The 26,759-nt window shown below is 53.6% G+C and carries 22 protein-coding genes and 1 pseudogene; 12 read left to right on the top strand and 11 right to left on the bottom strand.

Translation table 11 applies throughout. The features are described from left to right. Nucleotides 1–170 precede the first annotated feature (170 nt). The 9 genes and pseudogenes from BLR00_RS17180 to BLR00_RS07720 all read right to left on the bottom strand — a co-directional run. Nucleotides 171–416: pseudogene (locus BLR00_RS17180) on the bottom strand (eCIS core domain-containing protein); the annotation flags it as partial. A 364-nt stretch (nucleotides 417–780) separates the two neighbouring features. Continuing rightward, entirely contained in the window at nucleotides 781–1,050 is a 270-nt protein-coding gene (locus BLR00_RS07755) for a hypothetical protein (protein ID WP_074631841.1), read from the bottom strand. Further along, nucleotides 1,047–3,131 (bottom strand): ATP-binding protein, encoded by a 2,085-nt coding sequence (locus tag BLR00_RS07750; RefSeq protein WP_074631840.1) that lies wholly within the window; start codon nucleotides 3,129–3,131, stop codon nucleotides 1,047–1,049. Before BLR00_RS07750 ends, BLR00_RS07755 begins: the two co-directional genes overlap by 4 nt. Continuing rightward, nucleotides 3,128–4,411, bottom strand: a complete 1,284-nt coding sequence (locus BLR00_RS07745) for a Pvc16 family protein (protein WP_074631839.1) — start codon at nucleotides 4,409–4,411, stop codon at nucleotides 3,128–3,130. The genes BLR00_RS07750 and BLR00_RS07745 overlap by 4 nt, the downstream gene beginning before the upstream one ends. Then, nucleotides 4,408–5,172: a hypothetical protein gene (locus BLR00_RS07740; RefSeq protein ID WP_074631838.1), complete on the bottom strand. Its 765-nt coding sequence runs from the start codon at nucleotides 5,170–5,172 to the stop codon at nucleotides 4,408–4,410. The genes BLR00_RS07745 and BLR00_RS07740 overlap by 4 nt, the downstream gene beginning before the upstream one ends. Then, complete coding sequence (locus BLR00_RS07735; RefSeq protein WP_074631837.1) at nucleotides 5,169–5,867, bottom strand: hypothetical protein; 699 nt, start codon at nucleotides 5,865–5,867, stop codon at nucleotides 5,169–5,171. Before BLR00_RS07735 ends, BLR00_RS07740 begins: the two co-directional genes overlap by 4 nt. Nucleotides 5,868–5,872: 5 nt before the next feature. After that, on the bottom strand, nucleotides 5,873–6,397 hold the full coding sequence (locus BLR00_RS07730) for a phage tail protein (RefSeq protein WP_074631836.1): 525 nt from the start codon (nucleotides 6,395–6,397) through the stop codon (nucleotides 5,873–5,875). A gap of 18 nt (nucleotides 6,398–6,415) precedes the next feature. Further along, nucleotides 6,416–7,987 (bottom strand): phage tail sheath family protein, encoded by a 1,572-nt coding sequence (locus tag BLR00_RS07725; RefSeq protein ID WP_074631835.1) that lies wholly within the window; start codon nucleotides 7,985–7,987, stop codon nucleotides 6,416–6,418. 27 nt (nucleotides 7,988–8,014) lie between these two features. Next, nucleotides 8,015–8,428, bottom strand: a complete 414-nt coding sequence (locus BLR00_RS07720; protein WP_074631834.1) for a hypothetical protein — start codon at nucleotides 8,426–8,428, stop codon at nucleotides 8,015–8,017. 202 nt (nucleotides 8,429–8,630) lie between these two features. Between BLR00_RS07720 and BLR00_RS07715 the strand changes: the two genes are divergently transcribed. From BLR00_RS07715 to BLR00_RS07705, 3 genes are all read left to right on the top strand, one after another. Continuing rightward, nucleotides 8,631–8,867: a hypothetical protein gene (locus tag BLR00_RS07715; RefSeq protein ID WP_074631833.1), complete on the top strand. Its 237-nt coding sequence runs from the start codon at nucleotides 8,631–8,633 to the stop codon at nucleotides 8,865–8,867. 208 nt (nucleotides 8,868–9,075) lie between these two features. Beyond that, nucleotides 9,076–10,428, top strand: a complete 1,353-nt coding sequence (locus BLR00_RS07710; protein WP_074631832.1) for an IS5 family transposase — start codon at nucleotides 9,076–9,078, stop codon at nucleotides 10,426–10,428. 182 nt (nucleotides 10,429–10,610) lie between these two features. Continuing rightward, on the top strand, nucleotides 10,611–11,285 hold the full coding sequence (locus BLR00_RS07705; protein ID WP_074631831.1) for a hypothetical protein: 675 nt from the start codon (nucleotides 10,611–10,613) through the stop codon (nucleotides 11,283–11,285). Between the two features lie 51 nt (nucleotides 11,286–11,336). Here BLR00_RS07705 and tilS read toward each other — a convergent pair whose 3' ends face one another. Both tilS and BLR00_RS07695 read right to left on the bottom strand, forming a co-directional pair. Beyond that, on the bottom strand, nucleotides 11,337–12,770 hold the full coding sequence (gene tilS, locus BLR00_RS07700; RefSeq protein ID WP_074631830.1) for a tRNA lysidine(34) synthetase TilS: 1,434 nt from the start codon (nucleotides 12,768–12,770) through the stop codon (nucleotides 11,337–11,339). Further along, complete coding sequence (locus BLR00_RS07695; RefSeq protein WP_074631829.1) at nucleotides 12,739–13,707, bottom strand: acetyl-CoA carboxylase carboxyltransferase subunit alpha; 969 nt, start codon at nucleotides 13,705–13,707, stop codon at nucleotides 12,739–12,741. The genes tilS and BLR00_RS07695 overlap by 32 nt, the downstream gene beginning before the upstream one ends. 453 nt (nucleotides 13,708–14,160) lie before the next feature. On the opposite strand from BLR00_RS07695, the gene kdpF reads away from it, so the two are divergent. From kdpF to BLR00_RS07650, 9 genes are all read left to right on the top strand, one after another. Then, nucleotides 14,161–14,250 (top strand): K(+)-transporting ATPase subunit F, encoded by a 90-nt coding sequence (gene kdpF, locus BLR00_RS17175; protein WP_074631828.1) that lies wholly within the window; start codon nucleotides 14,161–14,163, stop codon nucleotides 14,248–14,250. Next, the gene (gene kdpA / locus BLR00_RS07685) at nucleotides 14,250–16,058 is read left to right on the top strand and encodes a potassium-transporting ATPase subunit KdpA (RefSeq protein ID WP_074631827.1); all 1,809 of its coding nucleotides are present in this window, start codon (nucleotides 14,250–14,252) and stop codon (nucleotides 16,056–16,058) included. The genes kdpF and kdpA overlap by 1 nt, the downstream gene beginning before the upstream one ends. Nucleotides 16,059–16,070: 12 nt before the next feature. Further along, nucleotides 16,071–18,137, top strand: a complete 2,067-nt coding sequence (kdpB, locus tag BLR00_RS07680; protein WP_074631826.1) for a potassium-transporting ATPase subunit KdpB — start codon at nucleotides 16,071–16,073, stop codon at nucleotides 18,135–18,137. Nucleotides 18,138–18,388: 251 nt separating this feature from the next. Continuing rightward, complete coding sequence (kdpC, locus tag BLR00_RS07675) at nucleotides 18,389–18,961, top strand: potassium-transporting ATPase subunit KdpC (protein ID WP_074631825.1); 573 nt, start codon at nucleotides 18,389–18,391, stop codon at nucleotides 18,959–18,961. Between the two features lie 80 nt (nucleotides 18,962–19,041). After that, nucleotides 19,042–21,879: a two-component system sensor histidine kinase KdpD gene (kdpD, locus tag BLR00_RS07670; RefSeq protein ID WP_074631824.1), complete on the top strand. Its 2,838-nt coding sequence runs from the start codon at nucleotides 19,042–19,044 to the stop codon at nucleotides 21,877–21,879. Nucleotides 21,880–21,895: 16 nt separating this feature from the next. Next, the gene (gene kdpE, locus BLR00_RS07665) at nucleotides 21,896–22,597 is read left to right on the top strand and encodes a two-component system response regulator KdpE (protein WP_074631823.1); all 702 of its coding nucleotides are present in this window, start codon (nucleotides 21,896–21,898) and stop codon (nucleotides 22,595–22,597) included. A 189-nt stretch (nucleotides 22,598–22,786) separates the two neighbouring features. Beyond that, a complete protein-coding gene (locus BLR00_RS07660) occupies nucleotides 22,787–23,077 on the top strand; it encodes a hypothetical protein (protein ID WP_074631822.1) in 291 nt (96 codons plus the stop codon). Between the two features lie 443 nt (nucleotides 23,078–23,520). Then, nucleotides 23,521–25,191 carry a magnesium transporter CorA family protein gene (locus tag BLR00_RS07655; protein ID WP_074631821.1) on the top strand — a complete coding sequence of 557 codons (1,671 nt, stop codon included), beginning with the start codon at nucleotides 23,521–23,523 and terminating at the stop codon, nucleotides 25,189–25,191. A 248-nt stretch (nucleotides 25,192–25,439) separates the two neighbouring features. Continuing rightward, nucleotides 25,440–26,534 (top strand): porin, encoded by a 1,095-nt coding sequence (locus BLR00_RS07650; RefSeq protein WP_074631820.1) that lies wholly within the window; start codon nucleotides 25,440–25,442, stop codon nucleotides 26,532–26,534. Nucleotides 26,535–26,759 lie beyond the last annotated feature (225 nt).

Below are 26,759 nucleotides of genomic sequence, written 5' to 3'. Positions count from 1 at the left end.
GGCGACCCTGGTAAGCGCTGTAGACCAGATGGCGCCCGGCCAGTGATAGGAGGCACCGGTAGACCAGACTCGACAGCATAGCGGACGCGCTCCGCTTCCTGCTCTAACCCGTCTATTTTTGGCGAGTTCACTTGTACGTGGTCAGGTGTCTTTCTGTTGCTTCCTTGTTGGACTATATGCGTCAACTCGTGTGCTAATACACCGAGCCCTACTTTGCTTGACGGGTCAAACCCGCGTTCGCCGAAAACGATATGGCACCCAATCGTATATGCAACCGCGTTAAGGACTCGGGCCGATCGTGTGGCCTCCGAACCAGCGTGAACTCGGACGCCGCTAAAATCAAATCCGAACAGATCTCCAAATTCGCGCTGCACAATTGGACGGAGCGGTTGCCCGCTAGCGTTCAACGCCTCCATGACAATGGGTGGCACTGGGAAAGCATCTTTCGGTTTCAAACGAGTTGTAGATCTAGGTAAAGTGTTCATACGAACGGCCCAATCGGAACCGGCATATCGGTTTTGGCGTGCCCCCGACGTACATGTACAGGTTCCCTGTTTCATAAAAAGCTAAGCTTCTGCATATAATACTAATTATCGAACCGCGTTCAATCATTTTGGTTTCAAAAACTACATATTCCTTTTCCGCGTTCTCTCTCTTGCTGCCCGTGATTGTATGATTCCTATGGAGGTTTTTATGTTTCAAGAGAGGCCCGGCAACTGACTCATAGAAAGATGGGTTTGCTAAGTTCTTTGAACGTTCAGAGGAATAGCCTTGCGCCTATCATTTTTCGATCCCTCCGTATACGGCGACAGCAATCTGCCTTCCAAGCTCGGCAGGGTTCCTGCCCGATGAAATCTCAATTTGTCCCGCGTTAACCGAGTACAACGATGCTCCCACATAAAGTCGGGCATTGATACCTCCCGCAATGCCCCTAGCAGAAAGCAGCCGGGTCAATTCCGCTTCGATCGCCGCTTGCAGATAGGGTCGTTGGTCCGGTGGTATTAAAACACCGTCGAACACGAGGCGTTCGATATGCAGGCGAATGTTCATGTACTTGCCCCCATCGCCTGGATCAGGCGGAACTCCGCCTCGTTGATGGGCTTGTCGAGCTTGCGGAATTCCGTTTTTGCTGCCTCAAGTATCAACGGCATGGTCACAGGGCTGCCTACTCCCGCGGCCAGAAAAGCGGCGTTGATGGCGATGTTCTGGATGCCGCCTCCGGTTAGGCTCAGCCGCGCCAGTCGCTCGTAATCCAGACCATCTTTGGCGGTTTCCTTCGGGAAAGCCCGCTCCCAGATTAGCTTGCGCTCAGGTATACCCGGAAACGGAAAAGTGACGATGAAACGCAAGCGGCGCATGAATGCGGTGTCGAGCGCGCTCTTCCTGTTTGTCGCCAGGATTGCAAGGCCATGGTAGGCTTCCATCCGCTGCAGCAGGTAGTTGATTTCTATATTGGCGTAGCGGTCATGGCTGTCTTTTACCTCGCTGCGCTTACCAAAAAGCGCATCCGCTTCGTCGAAGAACAGTATGGTTCCGCCATCCTCGGCGGCGTCGAACAACTTGCGCAAGTTCTTCTCGGTTTCGCCAATGTATTTGCTCACTACTTGGGATAGATCGATGCGGTATAGGTTGAGCTTCAGTTCGCGCGCAATCACTTCGGCGGCCAAGGTCTTCCCCGTGCCACTCTCCCCAGCGAAAAGCGCATTGATACCCAACCCGCGGTTCAATTTGCGATTGAATCCCCAATGCTCATAAACCAAATGGCGCTGGCCGACCTGACTCATGATTTGCCGCAACAGCTTTTTCTCCAGCTCCGGCAAGACAAGGTCATCCCATACTTGTGCCGTCAGTTCCAGACGCTGCGCCAGGGAGTCAAGGCGCGGCCGGGATGCAATCAAACAGGCATCCCATGCCTGATCGATCGTAGGTTTTTTGTGATCTGTCGCTGCATGGGCGGCGCGCTGAATCTCGTGCAGATTCAGGTTGAATTGACTCGCCAGCAATGCGGACCCATTGCCCACATCCTCACCCAATACTTGTTGCCACACTTCTTCCTGTTCCGCCGGGGTGGGCTTTGTTACATCAAGTGTCAGCGCGTCGCGCCCCAGTTGCGGCCATGATTCGTAGGTATCCAGAAAAACCGGCCCGTCTATTCTGGACAGCAATCGGTTGATTGCGGGCAGTTCCTTGTCGGAATCTTGCGCATCCAGGTAGAGCGCAAGCGGTAGCATCTTGCTTTCCCGCTGGTACAGGCGGGCCAATATTTCCAGCTCGGGCAAGGTGGCTGGCAGCATGTCTGCGGGGAGCCGATAAATACTCAAACGCAGCTTATGCGCAACATGCTTTGCAATCGATCGCTTGCTGTCCGTATCCGTACCAAGCAAATGTACAACCGGCAGGCCATTTCGCGCGGCGCGCAGATGCCGGACGATGATTCCCACTTGCTCCTGCTGGGAGGGCGGCAAATCATCCGCAACATCGATCAATGGCGCCAGCAATGTCGTAAGGCGGTCGTCCAGATAATTGAGTCCCTTCAGATAATTCACTACACGCTCGTCGGCACGCAAAGCGCTGGCGGTCAAGGGTTGCGCCCCCGGCTGGTTGATCTCGATCAGACGCCAATAGCGTAGGGGACGCTCTGGCGAGAGCGCTTCCCACACCGGATTGTCGAATAGGGCAAGGGCCAGCGCAAAAGTGGGGTTAGGGCGCGATTTATCATTCTGGGCGTGTGCGCAGAGCGCGGCAATGCGCGTATCGAGTTCCATGGCGGCACACAGCAAGAGGATTTGTTCCTCGAACCGCACCAATCCCAGGCGGCGGCTCAAGATACTCAGCGCGGGCGCCGGTTCTGATGTGGCGGCCTGCTCCATGGCGGCAGCGGCTTGTTCGATTTGTACCTTGGCCAATTGGTCGGCTTCTGGCTGGCCTAACGGGTCGGATGACGCATCATCCGGCTGAGCCGGAAGATCCGCGCCCAGCGGCAGGGTGAATGGCGATATAGAAGTTTGTATGGGCTGGGATGCTATTCTTTGCTGCTGTTCAACCAGACGAGCCAGGCGTAGGCGCAGCCAGCGCACCGCTGCTGACAGGTATTCATTGTTGGTTCTGTGCCAGGCGTCGAGGTCTATCATAAAATAGTGATTTTTTGATTTTCATCGAATACCATACGGGCTGGCGGTGGACCGGGCTGCCGCCTGAACGGCAAACTGTCAACCCCATCAATGCGAAGGCGCACAATGGCATCCGTTACGGTTGGCGCATCTTCGATGATGAACCGCAATTCGCCGGTCTCGGTGACAGGATCCTCCGCCTCGATCTCTCGATCCATAATGATCAGGCTGGCGCGCTGGGTCGAACGTACTTCAGGGTCGAAGGTAATGGTTAATGTGACATCTCTACCGGCCCGGACGGAAGGCGCAATTCCGCTGATCCTGGAGGAAAAAGGCAGAGGTAATTGGTTGCTGGCGCGCGGATGCCCGCCATTCTCTATTAGCACAGTCACGATATAGAACCCTGCAGCCCAGGCAGCCCGTGCGGCAGCGTCATCACCAATGCCAATTCCGATTTTAATCTCGGTTGCTGTCTTGTCATTTTGTGCCACCACGATGGTACGCGTGACCCCCAGCTTGATATGGTGGAACCGGACACTGACAGTTTCACCGCCCAGATTACGGCCGATTAGCGTCAACACCGTGCCGAGTTGCGCACTGGGGTATGAGGGTTGGCGTGGCCGCCACCCCTCATCCTCGGGTGCGCCGATATGAAAGCTTTCGAGTGCGGGGAACGGCCCAAGCGCGAGGTTGACACCACGGTCAGCTTCGCCCCGCCTAAGGACAGGCGCCGCCAGAGGCGCATTCTCTTCGCTATCAATGAGAACGACCGTGCCTTGGTAGGCAACGGACAAGGCATAGGGTGCCTGGAAAAATACCGACCAGAGTTTTGAGAGCTCCTCCAGGGAAAGCGATAAAGGCGTAAATTTTATTTGTTCGAAAGCCTCGGCCAGGTTCGATCCAGTGAGGAGAGATCCATCGCTGGTAATGGCATTTACTATCACTTGCCGTAACAAGACAGGTTGTGCATGCAGATCGCGTATCACGGCGCCCAGCATACGCTGGGGCTCCAGATCGCTTTCATTCCCGTAGAATGCAAGCAGATAATGCAGATCAAGTGCTGCGGTGGGCCGTTTCATCAAGCTCCCGCTCGCTGCGCGAGTTGGAAGATCGTCGTTCCGCAGCGCGGCATTGGGGGTCACTTGATATAGAAACAAACGTACGCGCGGATCATCGTCTGAAATGCTGCTGAGAGGGCGCTCTATCAACGCTTCCGCACCGCTTACGGCGGAGCTTACCGCGTGATGAGTAATCTGCCTCAAGGCTGCGGTTACCGTTGCGATTGCCAAGGAGTTGCTCATCGCCGGCCCTCGTTACGCACCTTCAGGTACTCATCAAGGCTCATCGTTGGCGATTCAGCCGTAGTCTTCCGCAGAGGCGGCGGTGCGACGGTTGCGCGAATTTCCACCCGTCCAATGCTGACATGAATCTCCGGCGGCTTGTGCTCATGAGATTCCTTGCCGCGGCGCTCAGAAAAAGACAGACCTGAAGCGTGTACCTGCGTCTTCGCATGATCCCTCGTCATTGATGAAGCAGGAGGCGGCGGCGGGTCAGCTTCTGGCATCAGGCTGAAGTCCCTCACTGGGGGCAGGAACGGTGATCGTTCTTCAAGCTTATTTTTAAGCGGTGTCATACGGTGTGCAATAGAGCGTCTCTGGCCGCCATGGCTTCCCTGCTTGTTACCGGGGGATACGTTTCTGAAAATCGGCCCAGTTCGGGATTCACCATCCTCTCTTTGTGCCAACTCTCCATCCAAGGCCCGTGAATCAGTTTGAGGTAACACCATATCGGAATCATTCCGCGATGAATGAGAACGAAAATCTGCGTCCACCGTATTGACGGGCGACGCTTTCATATCCCGCGGAGCGTGTGTAAACGATTGAGGCGTTTCGGAGTGGAATAAGGCGGATGCCTCTGCTGCGCCGGCTACGAATTCCTCGGCATCGTCATAGGACTCCGCCGCATTTGAGGTCGAGAATGCATGAAGTCGATGCGTCAGCGGGCGAATATCGGGCTCCGTACCCACGCTTCGCATTACAAGCCGCCGAAAATAACCGCTCATGCCGTCACCATCTCAATGTAGGCTGCACGTCGCGCATCGCTCAGGTCCAGCACTTCCCGTTCGCTCCAGCCATAAGCACGGGCTAATGTATGAATATCAGCCAGCAATGCCTTGGCATATAGCTCCACCTCGCGCCATAGGTAAGCACCGATGTCAAAAGACGTTTGCCAGACAAAGCCGCATTGCTCACAATTGAAATCCAATACAATGTCTGCTGCCGAGTCGGCTTCGGCCAGAACAGATTCTATTTTCTCGATCTGGACGCCGCTCAATATCGGCAACTGGTTCCCGTCGGCCATGCCGCAGCGTTGCACCAGCAGTAGTGTAGCTTGGTCCGTGTCCTGTGCACTTATCGCAGCGGCAAGATCACGGCTGGTAGGCCGGCGAACTCGCAAGCCATCAATCTCGATAGGGCTATCGCTCACCTCGCCACGCAGCGTTTCGGTGTCCAGCACAAATTCCAATCTTGTCCTGCATCGCGGGCAATCGATATAACTCGACAGCTTGCGGCCGAATATTGCTTGGCGTAGCGCTATGAGGACTTGATCACGCATGCCAATCGTCACATCGGCCAGTTCTTCCAGTGACTCTCCCGGCCGTGCGCTGCCCAGCAGCAACAAAGCACGATCAAGGGAATGGCACCGCGCTCCACGATCCCATAGCTCCAGCATTTGCACGGAAGACAGCTTTACCATGAGTTTCAGGGGGGTTCGTTAAAATCGGGTTCGGCTGGTTCCGTGACGTCATAGTCCCGCTCCCATCCTTCATTTTCCAATTTTAGGGATTGTATGGCGACCGCATTGGCGTTGGCATCCAGATCCGGCAATGCCTGGTACTCGGATACCCAGCAACGATAAACCTTATACCTTAACGCAAGCTGCCCGGCCTCATTGTAGACCTCAATCATAATATCTTTCCGGAAAAGGCTGAGTGCCATTTCCATCCCTTCCGCAGCGCCGTAATTCCATAGCTTATTTGCCCACCTTTCGAACTCAATGTCGTGAGTAACACCGCGCTCAAGCGTTATTGCTTCAAATTTAGTACGTCCGACTGACTTGTGAGAGGTTGATTGATCGCCGCCGTTGCGATGCTCTACAATCTCGGTAGTCCGCTTGAGTGCTCCAACCTTGCTGACACCGGCTACATAACGGCCATCCCATTTCACGCGGAATTTAAAATTTTTGTAGGGGTCCAATCTGGTTGCGTTCACGCTGAACTGTGGCATCGTATTTCTCCTAAAAGCTTAGGTCGGAATATCTCCAGTCATCTGTTGAATCCTGATGACCACGAATTCGGCTGGTTTCAATGGAAGAAAACCCACTTCGATATTCACGATACCGAGATTGATATCGTTCTGGGTGGTGGTCTCACTGTTACATTTAACGTAATAAGCTTCACGTGTCGATTTGCCCTGGAATGCGCCCTGCCGGAACAGGGTATGCATGAAGGACCCGATATTAAGCCTGATCTGCGACCATAGCGGCTCATCGTTAGGCTCGAAGACTACCCACTGGGTCCCCCGAAAAAGGCTTTCCTCGATGAATAAGGCCAATCGCCTGACCGAAACATACTTCCATTCCGATGCCAGCGAATCTGCCCCGCGCAGTGTGCGGGCACCCCAGACAACACGCCCGATCTCCGGAAACGCACGCAGGCAATTGACTCCCAATGGATTAAGCTGACCGTTTTCGCCATCAGTAAGCTTGATTTTCAATTCCGGCACCCCGTCCAGTGTTGCCTCGATCCCGGCAGGGGCTTTCCAGACGCCGCGCTGGCTATCCGTGCGCGCCATCACGCCCGCCACCGCACCGCAAGGTGCGAAGTCGGCGAGCCTTCCCTGCTGAAGGGAATCGGGAATGCGCAACATTGGCCAATATAGCGCGGCATTCTCGCTACGTCCCAACCCCCATTCTTCGCTGTCGAGACCGTTCGTTTCAGCTCTAAGGTCGGCGGGTTCATCCCAAACACGTAGCGGATCGACGATATAAAGTGCTCGGCGGTCGCGGCAGTATTTTGCTGCTTCAACACGTGTTGGTACCCCAATATCTTCATCAAATGAGAAGGGGGGAATGCATAAAAGATTAAACAGATCGGCTTTCTCTAATGCCCAAAGACCTCGTTTATTTGCTTGTAAACCTGCACCAGAGGAAACCTGTTCATCTCCGATGGTGTCACCGTCACTCCCGTCAGCATTGAAAGGGACAGAGCCAGGTGTTACTGTCAGTGGGTCTCGCCCTGCCCCGTCTTCCCCTGTGGAATTGGGACGAGTCGCAGGGATTGGGTCGGCTAGCCGTACAAGCTTGGATTCTTCCTCCAATACCTTGCCTATGAACCGGCGATGCGCAAGCAGCACGGATACGTTGAGGAAGCGTTCAGTCGTTCCGGTACCCATATCGCGTACTGTAAGGTTGAACAACTGCTCAGCGGTAGCGAGTTCAGGATTGGTTGCATGATCCACACGAACCCTGAGCAGATTTCCCCACGTGCCCGGCGAAGCGGCCTCAAGGTTGAGACCTTCCGTGCCAACGGTGGCTTTCCCTGTCCCCGGAACGTTACTTACGCGCACGATGAGCGCATCCGAACCGCCATGCTGAAAAAACTGATTGACTGCATACGTAAGTGGACTGTTGCGCCAGAGGCCACCAAAGTTGCGTTCGAACTCCGCGAAGTTCTGCACGCGTACGGGCGTGTCAATGGGGCCACGCAGTGTTGCCCCGATAAACGCGGTGATTGATGTTGAAACACCAGTGATCGGTCGCACACCGCTGGAAATTTCTTCAATGTATACACCGGGGTAAGTGAGGGCTTGAGGCATATTCAATTCTCCGATTGGAGGGGATAATTATGGAGCGGGAGGAGTTGCATCGCGTGCAACGAAAATCTCAATCTGGGCGGTATCACCGCTAGTGCTACTATTAATGAATTCCAGAAAATGCGCTTCCTGGTCAGACCCAAAAAGTGCGGCTGCCCCGCCCGAAAAGAATTGCGGGCCGGTCAATGCAAGTCCATCACCGTCAGCAGTATTGGAACCATCACTTACTTTAAAGGTGATATCTTTATAGTGGCTGGATTTGATGAGCAGAAGATGAATATCACTGATCGGACCGGCCGGAAGACTAATGAGCTTTTTGTCTGAGCCCGCTGGTACAGACACCTCGATACGCTCAATAGCCTCCGCTACAATAGGGCCTTGTGTTACGGTTATAGTTGGGCCACCCGCTACTTGAATTGACGTTGACCAGCTTATGTTCGCCATGACCACCTCCTCAGGTTGAAACAAAACCTATATGGTTCTCCCAGATACACCCACATACTAGGTGACAAGACTATGATTTCGCTCAGTCACAGCATGTCGACTTTCCAAATTTATCCCGTTACGTACGTCCCATATACATAGTCAACATAGAAGAGTTTTCTGGAAATGCAAGGAAAAATCGCGAACCATATCAATTTCGGCCATGGATCAGTCGTCTGTACCGGCATTCTTGAGAACGAATGACGCCGATGGAAGTGTCAGCCTCAAGACCAGTACCGTTGCGGTTACCGGCTCGGATAACCTTCCCACTCCGCTCTTGCCCGCTCCACCCAGGGCTGAATGTTTTGAAATCCAGGGAAGCCTAAAAGAGGTTTTAGACTGCAAAGACAATCAACGCTATCGAAAAAAGGCCGGAACGGCTGGCACCGGACTCAGTTAGCCACGCCAACCAGAGCCTGGTATTGGGCGTTCTGAGAAAATTTCTGAAGTGATTCCTAACATGCCAAGCGCGATAGCTAACTAAGTAGTCAGGTCTGAACAATCCATAATCAACTGATTATGTTATATTAATTGTTGAATTGTAGCGGCTGAATTTGCCGGTTTCTGGTAAAATTGATGTAATTTCTTGCAAATCTAGCGAGGGTTACATGGGACCAAAGCCGAGTGTACCCATAAGCAATGACCTGTTCCGCCAGCGGTTGGATGAGCTGGTCAACCCGAGACACCCCTTGGCGCAATTTGCCCAGCATATTGACTGGTCAGGGTTTGAGCGCGAATGGGCCGGTTTTTTCCCTTCGCATCGGGGTCGTCCCGCGACGGCTCCCCGCCTGGTGGCAGGCCTGCTGTACCTGCAACACACCTTTGCCCTATCCGACGAAGAAGTCGTGTGGGGCTGGATCGAAAATCCCTACTGGCAGCTGTTCTGTGGCGAAATCTGGTTTCAGCATAATCTGCCTATCGACCCCAGTTCACTGACGCGCTGGCGGCAACGGATCGGCGCAGAAGGCATGGAGTGGTTACTGGCCCAGACCATCAAGGCCGCCACATCGGCCCAGGTAATCAAGCGGCGAAGCCTGAACAAGGTCATCGTGGACAGCACCGTACAGGAGAAGGCCATTGCCTATCCGACCAATAGCAAGCTGCTGAACCGGGGACGGGAACAACTGGTGAAGCTGGCGGCAGAAGCAGGGATGACGCTACGCCAGAACTACAATCGTGAAGCCCCCAAGCTGGCAGGCAAGATTGCCCGCTACGCCCATGCCCGGCAATACCAGCGCATGCGCAGCCACCTGAAGAAACTCAAGACGCTGGTGGGCCGAGTCTGGCGCGACGCATTACGCCAATTGGCCAAGGTACCGGCGCACCTCAAGCCCAAGGTCACCGGCTTACTGCAGCAGGTGGAGCGCCTGCTCAAGCAGCAGCCCAAGGATAGCCACAAGCTCTACCGTCTGCACGCGCCGGAAGTGGAGTGCATCGCCAAAGGCAAATCGCGCCAGCCCTATGAGTTTGGGGTGAAGGTGTCAGTGGCGACGACACACAAGGAAGGGCTGGTAGTCGGCATGCGCAGCCTGCCGGGCAATCCCTACGACGGGCATACCTTGCACGCGGCTGTGAAGCAAGTGGAAATCCTGACACAGCACCAGCCGAAGGAAATATTCGTGGATCTGGGCTATCGCGGTGCAGCCCTCCCGGCTGGGGTCAAGCTCTACCACCGCAAACTCAGGCGCGGCATCACCGCACGGCTGAAGCGGGACATTCGGCGACGCAGCGCCATCGAACCGGCGATCGGGCACATGAAAAACGATGGCCGCCTGCGCAGAAACTGGTTGAAAGGCACAGAAGGCGACGCCTTTCATGCCTTGCTATGCGGTTGCGGACACAACCTGCGGATGATTCTGAGGAAGCTGCGGCTTCTTCTCGCCCAAATTCTTGTCCGGGGGCATTGGCAACCCGCAATGGGTGGCACAGTTAATCATCCTCTTACCGTCATCTATGCCTGAAAATCGAATTGTTCAGGGCTGACTAAGTATTCTGCGATGAACCTATCTGAAATTCCTGAAGCTATACTATGGAGGGGTGTGTACTGAAACCGATCGCATGCACGTCCCTGACCAATGTGCTAATGTTTATATCAGCGATCTTTTTTGCCACTTATTAAGGCTAATGTGCGGAGGATAGAACGATGATTAATATTTTTAAAATTTTGACTGTGGGCGCGGTTTCCATCGCATTGCTAACAGGGTGCTCGACCACCCACAAAACTACCCAGTCTGCAAGAACACCCATCGAACAATTGCTCATCAGCGAAGCTGCGATACGGAGTGCTTCCCCCACGCCTGAGCGTCCTCTGCCTATTCCTAAGGGCGCAAACGTCATACTTACCACATCAGGATTGAACACGGATCAAGTTCTCCTGCAGCAAGTTTTGACCGGCTGGTTAGGGCAGCAGGGTTACCTGGTTGTTCAGAAAGACGATAAAAATGCAACGCATCGCATTGATGTGATTGTAGGATCGCTGGGCACCGAGGTATCCGGAACATTCATCGGCATGCCCCCGGTCACGAGTTCGCTTATTCCCTTTTCGTTACCGGAATTAGCGTTCTATAAATCTCAATACCAGACCGGATACGCAAAATTCTATATGAACATTTTTGAACTGCCGTCGGGCAAATTTTCCGGATCAACCCCTCCTTTTCTAGCCGACGCCTATTACAATGATTATACGGTTTTTTTTATATTTGCATTTACCTCGACCGATCTCACATCGGCGCCAGAACTCGGCTCTCTCTATCGCAAGCCGCTTAATCCGCCACCTGCTCAAAATGAATATGGAACGAAGCCCGGGACCGGAAAATAACAATATAGGGCTGTTTCAACTGGGAGACGTGAAACAGCAGCGTAAAGTATGTCACGCTGACCTTGGTTTTCCCCCTGATTTCCACTCTACCACTATGCCGGGCTCCATCGCCAGCGCCTGAAAGCCGCAATCCACACCGATTCCCGGTACACACACCAGATGCTCTCCGCTGAAGATCAGCGGGAGTGTTTCCCGTTCCCACGGCGGGAGCAACGCTTCCCACAGAAGATTTTTGAGGCTGCGGCGCGGACGGTTGCAGTCCGGGCGCAGCCGTTCGCCCCCTTGGCGCATACGCACGGTAACAGGACTCTCCATCAGTTTCCGAAGATTGATTCCTGCACCCTTCCGGCGCGTGAATTTGACGGTACCGCCCAGACCGGCGATGGGGAGCTGCTTTTCTCCGTTCCATGTGGTCCGCCATTCTGAGCCGGGAGATGAATCGGCATTGCGCACATGAACCACCCCCCTGAAACAACGCACCTCCGTATTCCCAAAAATGATATGCAGTTTTGAATCGGCGCTCGAGGACCGCAACTGCCGCAAGATTTCTTCCAGTTTTGCTGTGCTGGGCAGTATTGCGCCCTGTTGCGACAACGCGTAGCGCAACAGATTCCTGGCGCGGGGAAAACTCAATTCCCGTAAATCCCCAGCTTGAAGTTTTCCTGGGACGACACATTTGTTGCTATCGGCTTCGGCCAGTTCATCAAGTAAATCTGCTGCTTCCGCTATATGCCGACTTGCGCGCGAAAAAGTCGTACGGTAGGAAGGAAAGCGCTTTTCCAGCAGAGGAAAGAATTCATGGCGCAGGAAATTGCGGTCAAAAGAAATATCGCCATTGCTTTCATCAGTGATCCACCGCAATGCATTTCTCCTGGCGTAATCCTCGATTTCGAACCGCGATACATCGAGGATTGGCCGCAATATCCGCGGCTCATAATCCGTCGTACCGGCGCTGCTTCCGTACACACGTTTCCGGATTTCTGACGCATCATGTTTAATCGGGGGTGCGGAATTCCTGACTACCGGCATCGCGCCCAGCCCCTTCACACCGGCCCCCCGCAACAACTGCAGCAGCAGCGTTTCAGCCTGGTCGTCCAGATGCTGGGCTAACACCACATACTCGGCTTTTTGTTGTGCGAATACCCGATAGCGCGCATCACGGGCAGCCGCTTCCAGGCTGATGCCGGATTTCCGCTTGATTTTTAATCTGGCAATTTTGAGAGGAACACCCCTGGTCCGGCACAAGTCGCGGCAGAACTTGGCCCATTGGGCCGCATGGGTGCTGATACCGTGATTGACGTGAACGGCGGAGAGTGAAAACTGCAAATGAACCGACAGTGGAATGAGCAAATCCAGCAGCACAACCGAGTCTACCCCGCCGCTCAACGCCGCAACCAGATGATCGCCACGCCGAGTCTGCTCGCGCAACGCATTTTCGGCCTTGCTGGAGATGCTACTTGACTTTAACTTCCTTGAACTTGCCATATCCCATCAGCCGTTCAAAGCGTTTCTCCAGCAACAGCTCTGTCGCGTAGCCCTGAAATTGCCGAAGCGATTCCTGCAATGCTTTCCTCACGGATTGCATGATGGCAGGGTAATCGCGATGAGCCCCGCCAGGCGGCTCGCTGATAATCTTGTCGATCAGCCCCATGGTCTTGAGCCGATGAGCGGTGATGCCCATAATCTCGGCGGCTTCGGGCGCCTTGTCCGCGCTTTTCCACAAGATAGAGGCGCAGCCTTCTGGAGAAATGACAGAATAGGTTGCGTATTGCAGCATCTGCACGACATCGCCCACCGCCACTGCCAGCGCACCGCCGGAACCGCCCTCCCCGATAATGGTACAGATCACCGGTACCTTAAGCTCCGCCAGCACATAGAGATTCTTGCCGATGGCTTCCGACTGGCCGCGTTCTTCAGCGCCGATGCCGGGGTACGCACCCGGCGTATCGATAAAAGTAAATAACGGCACCGAGAATTTTTCCGCTAGACGCATCAATCTCAGTGCCTTGCGATAGCCTTCGGGCCTTGGCATACCGAAATTACGATGAATTTTTTCCTTGGTATCACGGCCCTTCTGGTGACCGATAACCATGACCGTCTCCCCCATAAACCGTGCCAATCCGCCGATGATGGCCTGATCATCGGCGAAATTCCGGTCACCGTGAAGCTCCTCAAAATCGGTGAACAGATGCTGGATATAGTCGAGCGTATAGGGGCGCTGCGGGTGTCGCGCAACCTGCGAAATTTGCCACGGTGTAAGCTTGGCGTATATGCCGTTCGTGAGCGACTGGCTTTTCTTCTGCAGGCGCAGGATTTCCGCCGATATATCTACCGCCGAATCGTCCTGTGCAAAACGCAGCTCCTCGATTTTTGCTTCAAGCTCGGCGATGGGCTGTTCGAAATCCAGGAAGGTGATTTTCATCCTAAATCCCGCAGTTGGACGAACCCACCCTGAAGGTGATGGTCAGATGGATAAAAAAGTCTTTGTGAATCATAGTGCTAAGCTTTAAAAGTCAGCCGCCGGATTTAGGGTTATGAAACATGGGCGTAATTTTGAAACCGCAATGATACAGGAATACCAAAATACCGCACGACTGTATCAGGAACCGATTCAGCAGTTCCTCGGCATCACATCTGGAAATCCGTAATCGCTGGATTCGATTGCACGCATTCGACAACACCGCAATTTTTACACTTTCTTTACGCCCATTGACCGGATATTTACAAGATTTTTAGGCGACCCCGGTTAATCTGTCTATATTCAAAATAGCCTGGTTGGGGCGACAGTGGATCTTCTATATATCGGTGCAATCCTGGCACTTCTGCTCGTGACCTGCGCGTTTGCCATCGGCTGCGGCAAACTGGGCGAGCGTCAATGAACATGTTTTATGTTATTGGCGCGGTCGTCGCGGCTGGTCTATTAATATATCTGGTCATTGCCCTGATAAACGCAGAGGATTTGTAATGACTGCGCAATCTCTCGTTTTGCTTGTGGTGTTCCTCACCACACTGCTGATGCTGGCTTATCCTTTGGGTACGTATCTGGCAAAAGTCGGCGAGGGGGAGCCCATACGCGGCCTGATGTGGATAAGAAAAATTGAAAACTTCTTTTACCGTCTTGCCGGTATTTCGCTGGATTCGGAAATGGGATGGAAGGTCTATGCATTGGCGCTACTGGTGTTTAATGTGCTGGGCGCGTTAACCGTTTACGCAGTGCAACGCCTGCAAGCCTGGCTGCCGCTCAATCCGCAAGCATTTGCCAACGTCAATCCCGATTCGTCATTCAATACCGCCATCAGCTTTACCACCAATACCAACTGGCAAGGTTATGGCGGTGAATCGACGATGAGCTATCTCACGCAAATGCTGGTGCTGACTGGACAGAATTTTTTGTCGGCCGCGACCGGCATGGCCGTCGCCTACGCATTGATCCGCGGTTTCAAACGCCACTCGGTAAAATCAATCGGTAATTTCTGGCATGACATTACTCGTTCGACCCTCTATGTATTGCTACCGCTATCAACGCTATTTGCCGTATTTCTGATCAGTCAAGGCGTGATACAGAATTTTTCCGCATACAAGGAAGTAAGCTTGATTGAGCCCGTCACCTATCTACAGGCTAAAACCAGCTCCGACGGCCAAGCGATAAAAGACGAAAAGGGCAATCAAGTGATGGAGTCCGCGATTGCCAAAACCCAGACACTGGCAATGGGACCGGTTGCTTCACAGGAGGCCATCAAGCTGCTCGGAACGAATGGCGGCGGTTTTTTTAATGCGAACTCTGCGCACCCTTTCGAGAACCCCACTCCATTATCCAATTTTGCCGAGATGCTGTCGATTCTGCTGATTCCCGCCGGACTGTGCTTTGCGTTCGGCCGCATGGTCGGCGATATACGTCAGGGCTGGGTGATATTGAGCGCGATGACAATCATTTTTGCCGTGATGACGACCGTCGTGCTGATCGCGGAGCAACAGGCGCATCCGGCGGTGCAAGCACTCGGCATTGATCAAACCGCTAACGCGCTGCAATCCGGCGGCAATATGGAAGGCAAGGAAACACGCTTTGGCATCAGCGCTTCCGCATTGTTCACCGCAGTCACCACGGCGGCATCCTGTGGCGCGGTGAATACGATGCATGATTCCTTGACGCCAATTGGCGGCATGGTACCTATGCTGCTGATGCAACTGGGCGAAGTGGTATTCGGTGGAGTTGGCTCGGGTTTGTACGGCATGCTGATTTTCGCCATTCTTGCCGTATTCATCGCCGGTTTGATGATTGGCCGCACGCCCGAATATCTGGGCAAAAAAATTCAGTCGTTTGAAATGAAAATGGCCTCGATTGCGATCCTTGTTACACCGCTACTGGTGCTGGGCGGGACTGCATTAGCGGTCATGGTTGCTTCCGGCAAGGCAGGTATTTTGAATCCCGGCGCACATGGCTTTTCCGAAATTTTGTATGCATTGTCGTCGGCCGCCAATAATAACGGCAGCGCTTTTGCCGGCTTATCGGCCAATACACCGTTCTACAATGTCCTGCTGGCAATCGCGATGTGGTTGGGCCGCTTTATTCCTATCGTAGCAGTGTTAGCGATTGCCGGCTCGCTAGCCGCAAAGAAGCGTCTTGAAGTGACTGCGGGAACAATGCCAACCCATGGCCCCCTCTTTATCACACTTCTCGTCGGTACCGTCATTATGGTCGGTGTGCTGACCTACATTCCGGCCATTGCACTGGGGCCGATTGTCGAGCATTTACAACTTTATGCCACACGCTAAGAGGAATCCGGCATGTCACGCAAAAGCCTGACACTTTTCGATTCCGCATTGATTGGCCCGGCCATCATTGATGCATTCAAGAAATTGGATCCACGCATTCAATGGCGCAGTCCGGTGATGTTTGTCGTCTATATCAGCAGCATCATTACCACTTTGCTGTTCATGCAGTCGGCTACCGGCGGCGGTGAGGAAAGCCCTGCTTTTATTCTCACCATTGCGGTATGGCTGTGGTTCACGGTGCTGTTTGCAAACTTCGCCGAAGCGCTGGCGGAGGGCCGCAGCAAGGCGCAGGCGGCTTCACTCCGCGCCTTGAAACAAACGGTCACCGCCAAGAAACTGGACGCGCCGCGCTATGGCGGCAGCTGGACATCGACCCCCGCCACCGGCCTGCGTAAGGGCGATGCCGTGCTGGTGGAAGCGGGCGATGTCATTCCGGCCGACGGTGAAGTGATCGAGGGCGTTGCATCGGTCGATGAAAGCGCTATTACCGGCGAATCCGCACCGGTTATCCGAGAATCGGGCGGCGACTTCTCCGCCGTAACGGGCGGCACCCGCGTGCTGTCCGATTGGCTGGTGGTGCGCATATCTGTCAATCCGGGCGAGGCATTCATTGACCGTATGATCTCCATGGTTGAAGCCGCCAAACGGCAAAAAACGCCGAACGAGGTCGCGCTGAATATCCTGCTGATTGCATTGACCATCATTTTCCTGCTGGTAACGGTTACCCTGTTGCCATTCTCATTGTTCAGCGTAGAGGCCGCCCAGGTTGGCAAGCCGGTTACGATCACGATACTTATCGCACTCTTGGTATGCCTGATTCCCACCACGATTGGCGGCTTGCTGTCCGCCATCGGCGTCGCTGGCATGAGCCGCATGATGCAGGCCAATGTCATAGCCACGTCCGGCCGTGCGGTGGAAGCCGCTGGCGACGTGGATGTGCTGTTGCTGGATAAAACCGGCACTATCACGCTGGGTAACCGGCAAGCGGCAACATTCGTTCCGGCTCCCGGGGTCACAGAAGAGCAACTGGTGGATGCTGCCCAATTGGCATCGCTGGCGGATGAAACACCGGAGGGCCGCAGCATTGTCGTGCTGGCGAAGCAGCGCTTCAACATCCGCGGACGCGAAATAGCATCGTTGAATGCGACGTTTGTCCCATTCAGCGCCCAAACTCGCATGAGCGGCGTGGATGTCGGCGGTCGTGCCATCCGCAAAGGCGCTGCCGATTCGATAAAAAAATACGTTGAATTGCTGGGACATCCTTTCCCTTCTGAAGTCACGAGAGCTGTGGGCGATATCGCGCGCCGCGGCAGTACGCCGTTGGTCGTGGTCGACGATGACTGTGTCATGGGAGTGGTAGAACTCAAGGATATCGTCAAAGGCGGTATCAAGGAACGCTTTGCCGAGCTGCGCCGCATGGGCATCAAAACCGTAATGATTACCGGCGACAATAGGCTGACTGCCGCCGCGATCGCAGCCGAAGCGGGAGTCGATGATTTCCTGGCGGAAGCCACGCCCGAAGACAAGCTCAAGTTGATTCGAACCTATCAAACCGAGGGACGCCTGGTTGCAATGACGGGCGATGGTACCAACGATGCGCCCGCGCTGGCGCAGGCGGATGTGGCTGTTGCGATGAATTCCGGTACGCAGGCGGCGAAAGAGGCAGGCAACATGGTCGACCTCGACTCCAATCCGACCAAATTGCTTGAAATCGTCGAGATCGGCAAGCAAATGCTGATGACACGCGGGGCCTTATCCACCTTCTCGATAGCCAACGATGCCGCCAAGTATTTTGCCATTATTCCGGCGGCTTTCGTCACCACTTATCCGCAACTGGCGGCGCTCGACGTGATGCGTCTTGCCAGTCCCTCATCGGCAATCATTTCCGCCGTGATTTTCAACGCGCTGATCATTGTGATATTAATTCCCCTGGCATTAAAGGGCGTGAAATATCGTGCCGTGGGCGCCGCCCTGCTATTGCGCCGTAATTTGCTGATTTATGGATTGGGCGGCATTCTGGTGCCTTTTGCTGGAATCAAGGTGATCGACATGGCGCTGACTGCTCTCCATCTTGTTTAGGAGCCTGGCATGATCCTAAATCCGGCAGTTGACCGCTCATTTCTCAAGCTCGGTGCTATGACACATAAACACTATTTGCGCTACTTGACCTGCACTTTTATGGTGAGTTCGCTACAGTGCGGATTGCACGATTTTTGTGGCACAGGGCTGCGTTGCAACTCCTTGGAATGGAATGACCATTCCGCGTCGTTGCGCCTTGCCCTGCACCCCAAAAATCGCACACTCCACCCTGTTCAACTACCGGACTTAGGATGAAATCCATCCTTCGTCCCGCGTTCGTATTGCTCACTGCGCTGACGCTTGTTTGCGGCGTACTGTACCCATTTGCGATCACCGGTATCGGGCAAATACTCTTTGCAGATAAGGTGACGGGCAGCCTGGTGTTGCGTGATGGCCAGCCTGTCGGGTCCATGCTGATCGGTCAAGCATTCTCATCCTCCGGCTATTTCTGGGGACGGCCTTCGGCCACCGGTCCGATGCCGAACAACGCCGCATCGTCGGGCGGCTCGAATCTCGGTCCAACCAATCCCGCGCAGATCGATGCGTTAAAAACACGTATTGACGCGTTGAGAATAGCCGATCCCGGCAATACCGCACGGCTTCCAGTCGACCTGGTGACAGCCTCGGCCAGTGGCCTGGACCCGGAAATCAGTCTGGCTGCAGCTTACTATCAGGCGGGACGCATCGCGCGCGCCCGTAAACTGACTATCGAAGAAGTACGCGGCATGATTGATAAACGCGGCAAACCGCAGTATTTTGGCTTCTTCGGCGAGCCACGCGTCAATGTACTGACACTGAATCTGGCACTCGACCAACGGCGTTAAGGGGCCGCCAGGCTGCTGCGCTAACGCGGCCTGCAATACTCGTTACCCGCCACTTCTTATAGATAAAATTATTGCTAACCATGTGCCCAGTTGACAACCAGCGCGACCCCCAACGCCCCGACCCGGACGCCCTGCTGGCGCAAGTACAGGCACAGGAGCGCCGCGCATCCCGTGGAAAACTCCGCGTTTATTTTGGTGCTTCCGCAGGGGTCGGCAAAACTTATGCGATGCTGACCGCCGCCCGGCAATTGCAGGCTGATGGCCATGACGTGGTGGTCGGGGTGGTCGAATCGCATGGCCGCAATGAAACCGCGTCACTCGTCAACGGGCTTGAGGTTCTACCACAAAAGGAAATCAGCTACCGCGGTAAAGCTATCACTGAATTCGATATCGATGCGGCGCTGGCGCGCCAGCCCGCGCTGATTCTAATAGATGAATTGGCGCATACCAATGCACCGGATTCGCGCCACCCCAAACGCTGGCAGGATGTCGAAGAGTTATTGGACGCAGGCATCGACGTATTCACAACGGTCAATGTGCAGCACCTGGAAAGTCTGAATGACGTCGTGGGCGGAATTACCGGTATTCGCATTGGAGAAACTTTGCCTGATACCGTGTTTGATGAAGCCAACGAAGTCGTGCTGGTGGATATTACAGCGGATGAGTTGCTCATGCGGCTCAAGGCCGGAAAAGTCTATCAGGCGCAACAGGCGGAGCGCGCGGCGCGTAATTTTTTTCGTAAAGGCAACTTGATTGCATTGCGTGAGCTAGCGCTGCGCCGCACGGCTGATCGTGTCGAAGATGATGTGCAGGCTTATCGTATCGAGAAGTCAATCCACGCGGTATGGAAGACAGATTCAGCCCTGCTTGCTTGCGTTGGACCCAGGATGGGAGGCGAGCATGTGATTCGAAGCACGGCACGGCTGGCCAGTCAATTGAATGCCAATTGGCACGCGATTTATGTTGAGACGCCACAATTACAGCATCTGCCGTCGGCACATCGCGAACGAATCCTAAAGATACTGAAGCTTGCGCAGGATAATGGCGCCACTACAGCGATACTGGCCGGAAATGACATTGCGCTTGCGATCGTCGACTATGCGCGAAGTCATAATTTCTCAAATATCATAGTGGGACGCGGCCACCCTGCGTGGCCCTGGCGGACCGGATATCTAAAACGCATCGCTGCCTACGCACCGGACATGGATTTGATTGAAATCGGCCATGCAAATCCGGAAGAACCGCCGGTTTTGGAAAGATCGAACGCAGCAGCCCGACACACGGAAGGGAGAAAACTCTCTTCTTCAAAACGCCGCCCCGCGCGCCAGTGGAGTTACTTCTGGGCAGCAGCGGCTAGCCTGGTAACAGCGCTTGCGGCCATGCCGTTGTCGCTCTATCTGGATTTGGCCAACATCGTCATGTTTTTTTTACTGACCGTGGTGCTGGTTGCCGTGCGATTAGGACGCGGACCTGCGGTGGCCGCCACGTTTGTGGGGATCATAGCGTTCGATTTCTTTTTTGTACCGCCGAGATTTTCGTTTGCTGTCAGTTACTTGCAGTACCTGGTGACATTTGCGATAATGCTTGCGGTGAGCTTGATCACTGGCCATCTTACCGCTGATTTGCGCTATCAGGCTCGTGTTGCATCGCATCGCGAATCCCGGTCGCGCGCCTTGTATGAATTTGCGCGCGAATTGTCCGGCGCATTGCAGACGGAGCAAATATTCGAGAGCACGCGCACCTTCATTCAGCGCACTTTTCGCGCACAGGCGACATTGCTATTACCAGATGAGGCGGGTCACTTACAACCGCCGCCCCTCGCGCCTGGTGAAGAATCAACCGTTTCACCCGTATCTGCGCTGGAACATCTATACAAGCTGGATATGGGTATCGCGCAATGGGCATTTGACCATGCGATATCCGCAGGTATCGGAACGGATACGCTTCCTGGCGGAAGCTTCTTCTATCTGCCGCTGGTCGCCCCCATGCGCACGCGTGGCCTCCTGGCCATCCAGCCGGAGAACCGCCATTGGATGCTCATTCCCGAGCAACGGCGGCAGCTCGACACCTTTGCCACGCTGGCAGCAATTGCGCTGGAGCGGGTGCATTATATCGAAATCGCACAGGGTGCGCTGATACGCATGGAATCCGAACGGCTGCGTAATTCCTTGCTCTCCGCGCTGTCGCACGACTTGCGCACACCGTTGACGTCGCTTGTGGGGCTATCCGATTCGCTCGTACGGTCCGCGCCGCTTGCTCCACCGCAGCGGGAACTTGCGGTCGCCTTGCGCGACGAAGCACTTCGAATGAATAATCTGGTGTCAAATCTGCTGGATATGGCGCACATTCAGAGTGGCGAAGTCAAACTCAATCTGCAATGGCAACCCTTCGAAGAGGTTGTCGGCAGCGCGCTGCGTACCTGCCGCTCGCAGCTTATCCAGCATCATATGCAAACCCGGCTCGCCCATGATTTGCCTCTTGTGCGCTTCGATGCCGTGCTGATTGAGCGAGTGCTGTGTAACCTCCTTGAAAATGCGAGCAAATACACGCCGCCCGATTCATGTTTCATTATTGCCGCCGAGGTGAAAGCGCGATTTCTGGAAGTGATTGTTTCCGATAATGGGCCTGGGCTACCTCGCGGCATGGAAGAGGCTATTTTCGAGAAATTCACCCGGGGTGAGCGGGAATCGGCTAAACCGGGCGTTGGTCTGGGACTTGCAATTTGCCGCGCCATCGTCGAGGCGCACGGTGGCACTATCCATGCCGAAACCGCATCGACTGGTGGAGCCTCTTTCGTATTTACGCTTCCGCTCGGCACGCCTCCGGATATGCCCAAGATGGATGAAAGTGCTGTCAATCTCGTAAATGAGGGAGATACACCGGATGACGCTGTCCTAAGCCGGCCTGCGGAACTGTGAATCTAAAGGCGCGCCCATGAGTCAATCCGTACCCGTTGCGCTAATAATCGAAGATGAGCCGCAAATACGGCGTTTCGTGCGCATGGCGCTGGAGACGGAAGGATGGCAAGTCTTCGAATCAGAAACCATCCGGCGGGGGCTCATCGATGCGGGAACACGCAAACCGGACCTCGTTATCCTGGATCTCGGCCTGCCTGATGGTGACGGGGTCGATTTCATCCTGGACGTCAGGAAATGGTCATCGATTCCTATCATCGTTTTGTCGGCGCGCATCAATGAGCAGGATAAGATCAAAGCGCTTGATGCCGGGGCCGACGACTACCTCACCAAACCGTTCGGCGTCGGCGAACTTCTTGCGCGGGTACGCGCCATGCAACGGCGAAACCTCCAGCCTGGCGTTAGCGATCATGGGGTTTGCGAGTTTGGAGATGTCAGGATCGATCTCAAGGCGCGCCTCATAACCAAGGCTAATCAAATAGTTCACTTAACGCCGCTAGAATATCGGCTGCTGACGATGCTGGTGAAAAATGCGGGGCGGGTGGTAACCAGTCCGCAACTCCTGCGCGCAGTCTGGGGACCGTCGCACTCGGAAAGCGGTCACTATCTACGCATCTATATGGGACATTTGAGGCAAAAACTCGAAGACGATCCCGCACAACCGAAATATCTTCAAACCGAAACCGCTGTGGGCTACCGATTACTGTTGTCTCTGGAATAGCGACGTCAAGAGCACTTCCAAATTCGGATACCGTCGATCGAAATAGTAAAGCGTAGCCTGGTGAATACCCTATCAGGCCATTTTTATGATTTTTTTACGGTTGGCGGTTGTTTATTTACTACGTTTTTATGCTGTTTCTTCTAGCATTTGATTCAGGCTCTGCTGAGCTTGTTTGATAAGGAGAATCGCATGAAACGCATCAACCTCGTAGTAAGCGCATCAGAAATGGCAGCGGTGCGTAAAGCCATTTTTATCGCAGGCGCGAATAGATTGATAATTGCCCCGGTGTCGCATCGGACATGCATCAGCGAACTCGGCGACTGGTACTGCGGGACCGCCATTGCCAAGCGTGAAGATCATATGCGACTGGAGGTTACGTCCGATGACAATCGCTCTGACGGCATAATTTCCGCCATACTTTCGACGGCGCATGCCGCGAAGATCGAGAATATATCGTCCGATATGCTTCACCATGACTAACCTATGTTCTAAGCCACCTAGCCAGCAAACATATGATCCCTCGCCAATCTCGAACGAGACACCTGCAATGAGGTTTTATCCGCACTGTTGCCCGATATGCGGAAAAGCGCACCAGGTCAATCTCGTGCGCCACAACATGGCCTACGGAAGGCCAATAACCTGTAGTTTCACGTGTGAAATACAAAGAAGAAGAAAATGGAAATGGCATGAAAACAAAGTTCGGTAGTTCCATAGGTCGGATCGCAGCGTAATCCGAAGCATCCCCGCTTTCGCCGACGTGAAACGGGGTAAGCAGGCAATCCGCGAAGCAGATGCGAAAAATGGGCGGCCACCGCCAGGCTTGAGCTTAGCGCCGGTTAGGATGACTTAGCCTCCCAAGCATGCGAAGCGTAATATGTCGAAATCAGCAACAATCCAGTTCTCTCAACAAGTCAGGGATGAGAATGAATGCCACGGAACCGCTTCAATTGCCAAACGTCGAAAAATTCAGAGAAATCGTGCTTTGGCCGGTACAACTGTTGCCGCGCCATGAAGGCACACAAATTCAGAACCATTGGGAGTGCCTGAGCGCGACAAGCACCGATTCTGTATGGAATGAAGTGGCGGACGAGTTCAGCGTCGATCCAGCCGAGTTCAAAGAAAGGCATTACAAGGAATTTGTCACTTTCCTGCCCTTCGTGCAACGCTTTTTGTATGGCGAGGGCGGTGGCAGTGATGGCGATGGAAGGTTCGGGCGCTCGCCAATTCACGTATTTCGCCGCAATGATGTTGCGCAAGCGCGAATTACCCTTCCTGACGACCCCCTGCCCGCAACTTTCAATGTGGCACATGTCGATCTGTATTTCTTCTATGACATAGACATCGCCATCCTGGTCATGGAAATAATAGGCGAAAAACTTTCGCTACGACGCGCACTTGACACCCTGTACCGCTTCGGCCGAGCTTACCCGACACATTGGGAGCGGAGCGGCCGCGGTGGGCACTGCGCAGAGCGCGTTGAGTGGCTCTCGCATAGCGGCGCCGTGCTTGCGGTATCGGACTATGAAAACAAAGCACGCTATCTGCGGTTTGTCGGTGAACATCGGGCACCATGCGTGGCGTCCCACTGGGAGTTTCTGATGGAACCGCTGGTGCTTGACCACTCACAGCGGGAAGGGGATGTCCGCTATCGGGAAATCGAATATCAACGTATGCCGTTGATGAGTTACCTGGCTTTGGATGAAAAAACCCGGCTGACTCGTGGCGATCTTGTCCGGTTCGGATTGGTCACGCGCCCAGGCGACGCGCGGACGCTACCATTTTCGGAGCAATTCCTGGAGGATTTCGAGCGGCGCTACTGCTACGATCGCTACTGGGAAGAGGCGCGAGAACATGATTTCAGCGATATGCGTCTCCTCTCCAACGGTCATGATTTCACGATGATAGGCGAAACAGGTGAACCTTTCTTTACGGATACGGAAAGCGGCATGCTGGGTCAGTTCCGTCATCAGTACTTTCTGCTCTTTCTGATCACGCATTTCCATAAGGCCGCGTTGTTGATACTCTCCAACCGGCTCGTTGCCGAAATCAGCCGGCTCGATATCCGCCGGCCCGATTCGGTACGTGCCTTCAGACGCGACGTAAAACATGTCACCGAGATTTTTTTGCGGTTTACTAATCGCTACTGGTTTCATGAAGTGTCCGACCAGGCTCAGGCCCGCGATGTTTTTACCATGATGAGAAACCACCTTGGCACAGACGAATTGTACAGGCGCACGCGGCTGCGTATTCTGGATATGAACGACTACCTGGAAAGAGACCAGGTAAGGCGTCAAACCGATTCCATGGTGCGGTTGACCGTGGTGACCACGTTCGGCCTGATCGGTACCGTGACGACTGGTTTTCTGGGAATGAACCTGATCGCCGCCGCCGACAATACGTTCAGCACCAAACTGATCTACTTTATGCTGATACTCATTCCAATTATTGCACTGACGGTCTACACGGTGGTGAAATCGAAACGCCTGGCCGAGTTTCTCGAAACGCTTTCCGACGAGCGACTAACCAAGCGAGATAAGCTGAATACCCTGTTCACGATCTGGAAAAAAGAACGGCGCGCTTCCCGGCAAGCATGACTCAAGCCGAATCCCGTGGTTGAATAAGGTGAAATTTGCCCCCGGAAGAGTCCTACCCTAATCGTGTAATCGTGTGAAAAAAAACCTCCCTGATTCATGGATAAGGCCGCACACGATTTTTACGAATTTTTTATAACAATTCGCTGGCTATTTACAATATTTTTATACTTTTTCTTCTAATATTCAGTTACTTATAACTGACAAACGCGTTTCCCCGGTCAAACTTGCCGGAGGCGTAGAAGACAAAGATGAAAAGAATAGTGTTGGCCGCTTGTCTACTGACAACCCTACAAGCCAATGCACAAGTCAGTACCGGAATTTTCAACCGCTTCCTCTCACCATTCACCATTAGCGGCTACGCGGAAACTTACTATGGCGGTGATTTCAATAACCCAATCGGAGACACCAGGCCTTCGTTTCTCTTTAATTTCAATAAAAACAATGAAGCTTCAGTAAATTTGGCTTTCCTGAAAGGATCGTATACCACAAACAAAATCAGGGGCAACCTTGCGTTAGCGGCGGGTACCTATATGAATGCCAACTATGCGGCCGAGCCTGGCATATTGGGAAATTTCTACGAAGGTAATGTGGGTGTAAAGCTGTCGGGAGAAAATAATCTGTGGCTGGATGCCGGTGTCTTCGCTTCACACATCGGTCTTGAAAGCGCGGTGGGTAAAGATAATTGGACATTAACCCGGAGTATGGGTGCAGAGAATACCCCCTATTTTGAATCAGGCGCTAAGATCAGTTACACATCAAAGAATGAAAAATGGTTTTTTAGTGCATTAGCTCTAAACGGTTGGCAACACATTAAACCAGTGGACGGGAATACTGTTCCCGCATTTGGTACCCAGATTACTTATAAACCTTCCTCAAAAATAACATTGAATAGCAGCACATTTATCGGTAGCGACAAACCTGACAGCACCAGGCAAATGCGTTATTTTCATAATTTCTATGGTATTTTTAGCGTGACTGAGGCACTTTCCGCCGCGATAAATTTTGATATTGGTATTGAACAACGAAACAAGAATTCTTCAGCCATGAATACATGGTTCAACCCGACGATTATTCTGAGATATACGCCCACAGCAAAAACCGCCATTGCAGTCAGAGCGGAATACTACGATGACAGACACGGCGTAATCATCGCATCCGGCACACCTAATGGTTTTAGAACATGGGGGTTCTCAGCCAATTTTGATTACCACATCACCAGCAATTTATTGTGGCGGATTGAGGCAAGAACATTGAGCAGTAAAGACAGTATTTTTACCACCAGGAATGGTACCGCCGCCGACAACAACACGTTTATTACAACATCATTAGCTGTCAATTTCTGACGCAATTATTTGCTCGCAGACCGGTAACTCGTTGTTATGGTAGATAGATATCTGGAATTCTCACCCAATAGATTCAGGGCACTGAATCCGTTTGCTTGAACAGAGTCAATTTTGCAAACAAGGCCTCCGGAACGCCTGCCGCATCTGCTCTGCTCTCAGCCGGTCCGGTGACGGCAATCACAAACGATGCTCGGAATTCACTGTAAAAACGTATAAAATAGGCGG

Origin of the sequence: Nitrosospira multiformis, from assembly GCF_900103165.1 — a bacterium.
Classification (GTDB): Bacteria; Pseudomonadota; Gammaproteobacteria; order Burkholderiales; family Nitrosomonadaceae; genus Nitrosospira; species Nitrosospira multiformis_D.
This window is presented reverse-complemented; position numbering and strand designations above follow the sequence as displayed.

Excerpts from the sequence above, each read along its gene's own strand:
- kdpA (WP_074631827.1), top strand. The coding sequence starts at position 14,250 with ATGACTGCGCAATCTCTCGTTTTGCTTGTGGTGTTCCTCACCACACTG.
- BLR00_RS07745 (WP_074631839.1), bottom strand. The coding sequence starts at position 4,411 with ATGAGCAACTCCTTGGCAATCGCAACGGTAACCGCAGCCTTGAGGCAG.
- BLR00_RS07740 (WP_074631838.1), bottom strand. The coding sequence starts at position 5,172 with ATGAGCGGTTATTTTCGGCGGCTTGTAATGCGAAGCGTGGGTACGGAG.
- BLR00_RS07720 (WP_074631834.1), bottom strand. The coding sequence starts at position 8,428 with ATGGCGAACATAAGCTGGTCAACGTCAATTCAAGTAGCGGGTGGCCCA.
- BLR00_RS07660 (WP_074631822.1), top strand. The coding sequence starts at position 22,787 with ATGAAACGCATCAACCTCGTAGTAAGCGCATCAGAAATGGCAGCGGTG.
- BLR00_RS07750 (WP_074631840.1), bottom strand. The coding sequence starts at position 3,131 with ATGATAGACCTCGACGCCTGGCACAGAACCAACAATGAATACCTGTCA.
- BLR00_RS07730 (WP_074631836.1), bottom strand. The coding sequence starts at position 6,397 with ATGCCACAGTTCAGCGTGAACGCAACCAGATTGGACCCCTACAAAAAT.
- BLR00_RS07655 (WP_074631821.1), top strand. The coding sequence starts at position 23,521 with ATGAATGCCACGGAACCGCTTCAATTGCCAAACGTCGAAAAATTCAGA.
- kdpB (WP_074631826.1), top strand. The coding sequence starts at position 16,071 with ATGTCACGCAAAAGCCTGACACTTTTCGATTCCGCATTGATTGGCCCG.
- BLR00_RS07705 (WP_074631831.1), top strand. The coding sequence starts at position 10,611 with ATGATTAATATTTTTAAAATTTTGACTGTGGGCGCGGTTTCCATCGCA.
- kdpC (WP_074631825.1), top strand. The coding sequence starts at position 18,389 with ATGAAATCCATCCTTCGTCCCGCGTTCGTATTGCTCACTGCGCTGACG.
- tilS (WP_074631830.1), bottom strand. The coding sequence starts at position 12,770 with ATGGCAAGTTCAAGGAAGTTAAAGTCAAGTAGCATCTCCAGCAAGGCC.
- BLR00_RS07650 (WP_074631820.1), top strand. The coding sequence starts at position 25,440 with ATGAAAAGAATAGTGTTGGCCGCTTGTCTACTGACAACCCTACAAGCC.
- kdpE (WP_074631823.1), top strand. The coding sequence starts at position 21,896 with ATGAGTCAATCCGTACCCGTTGCGCTAATAATCGAAGATGAGCCGCAA.
- BLR00_RS07725 (WP_074631835.1), bottom strand. The coding sequence starts at position 7,987 with ATGCCTCAAGCCCTCACTTACCCCGGTGTATACATTGAAGAAATTTCC.
- kdpD (WP_074631824.1), top strand. The coding sequence starts at position 19,042 with ATGTGCCCAGTTGACAACCAGCGCGACCCCCAACGCCCCGACCCGGAC.
- kdpF (WP_074631828.1), top strand. The coding sequence starts at position 14,161 with ATGAACATGTTTTATGTTATTGGCGCGGTCGTCGCGGCTGGTCTATTA.
- BLR00_RS07755 (WP_074631841.1), bottom strand. The coding sequence starts at position 1,050 with ATGAACATTCGCCTGCATATCGAACGCCTCGTGTTCGACGGTGTTTTA.
- BLR00_RS07735 (WP_074631837.1), bottom strand. The coding sequence starts at position 5,867 with ATGGTAAAGCTGTCTTCCGTGCAAATGCTGGAGCTATGGGATCGTGGA.
- BLR00_RS07710 (WP_074631832.1), top strand. The coding sequence starts at position 9,076 with ATGGGACCAAAGCCGAGTGTACCCATAAGCAATGACCTGTTCCGCCAG.
- BLR00_RS07715 (WP_074631833.1), top strand. The coding sequence starts at position 8,631 with ATGGATCAGTCGTCTGTACCGGCATTCTTGAGAACGAATGACGCCGAT.
- BLR00_RS07695 (WP_074631829.1), bottom strand. The coding sequence starts at position 13,707 with ATGAAAATCACCTTCCTGGATTTCGAACAGCCCATCGCCGAGCTTGAA.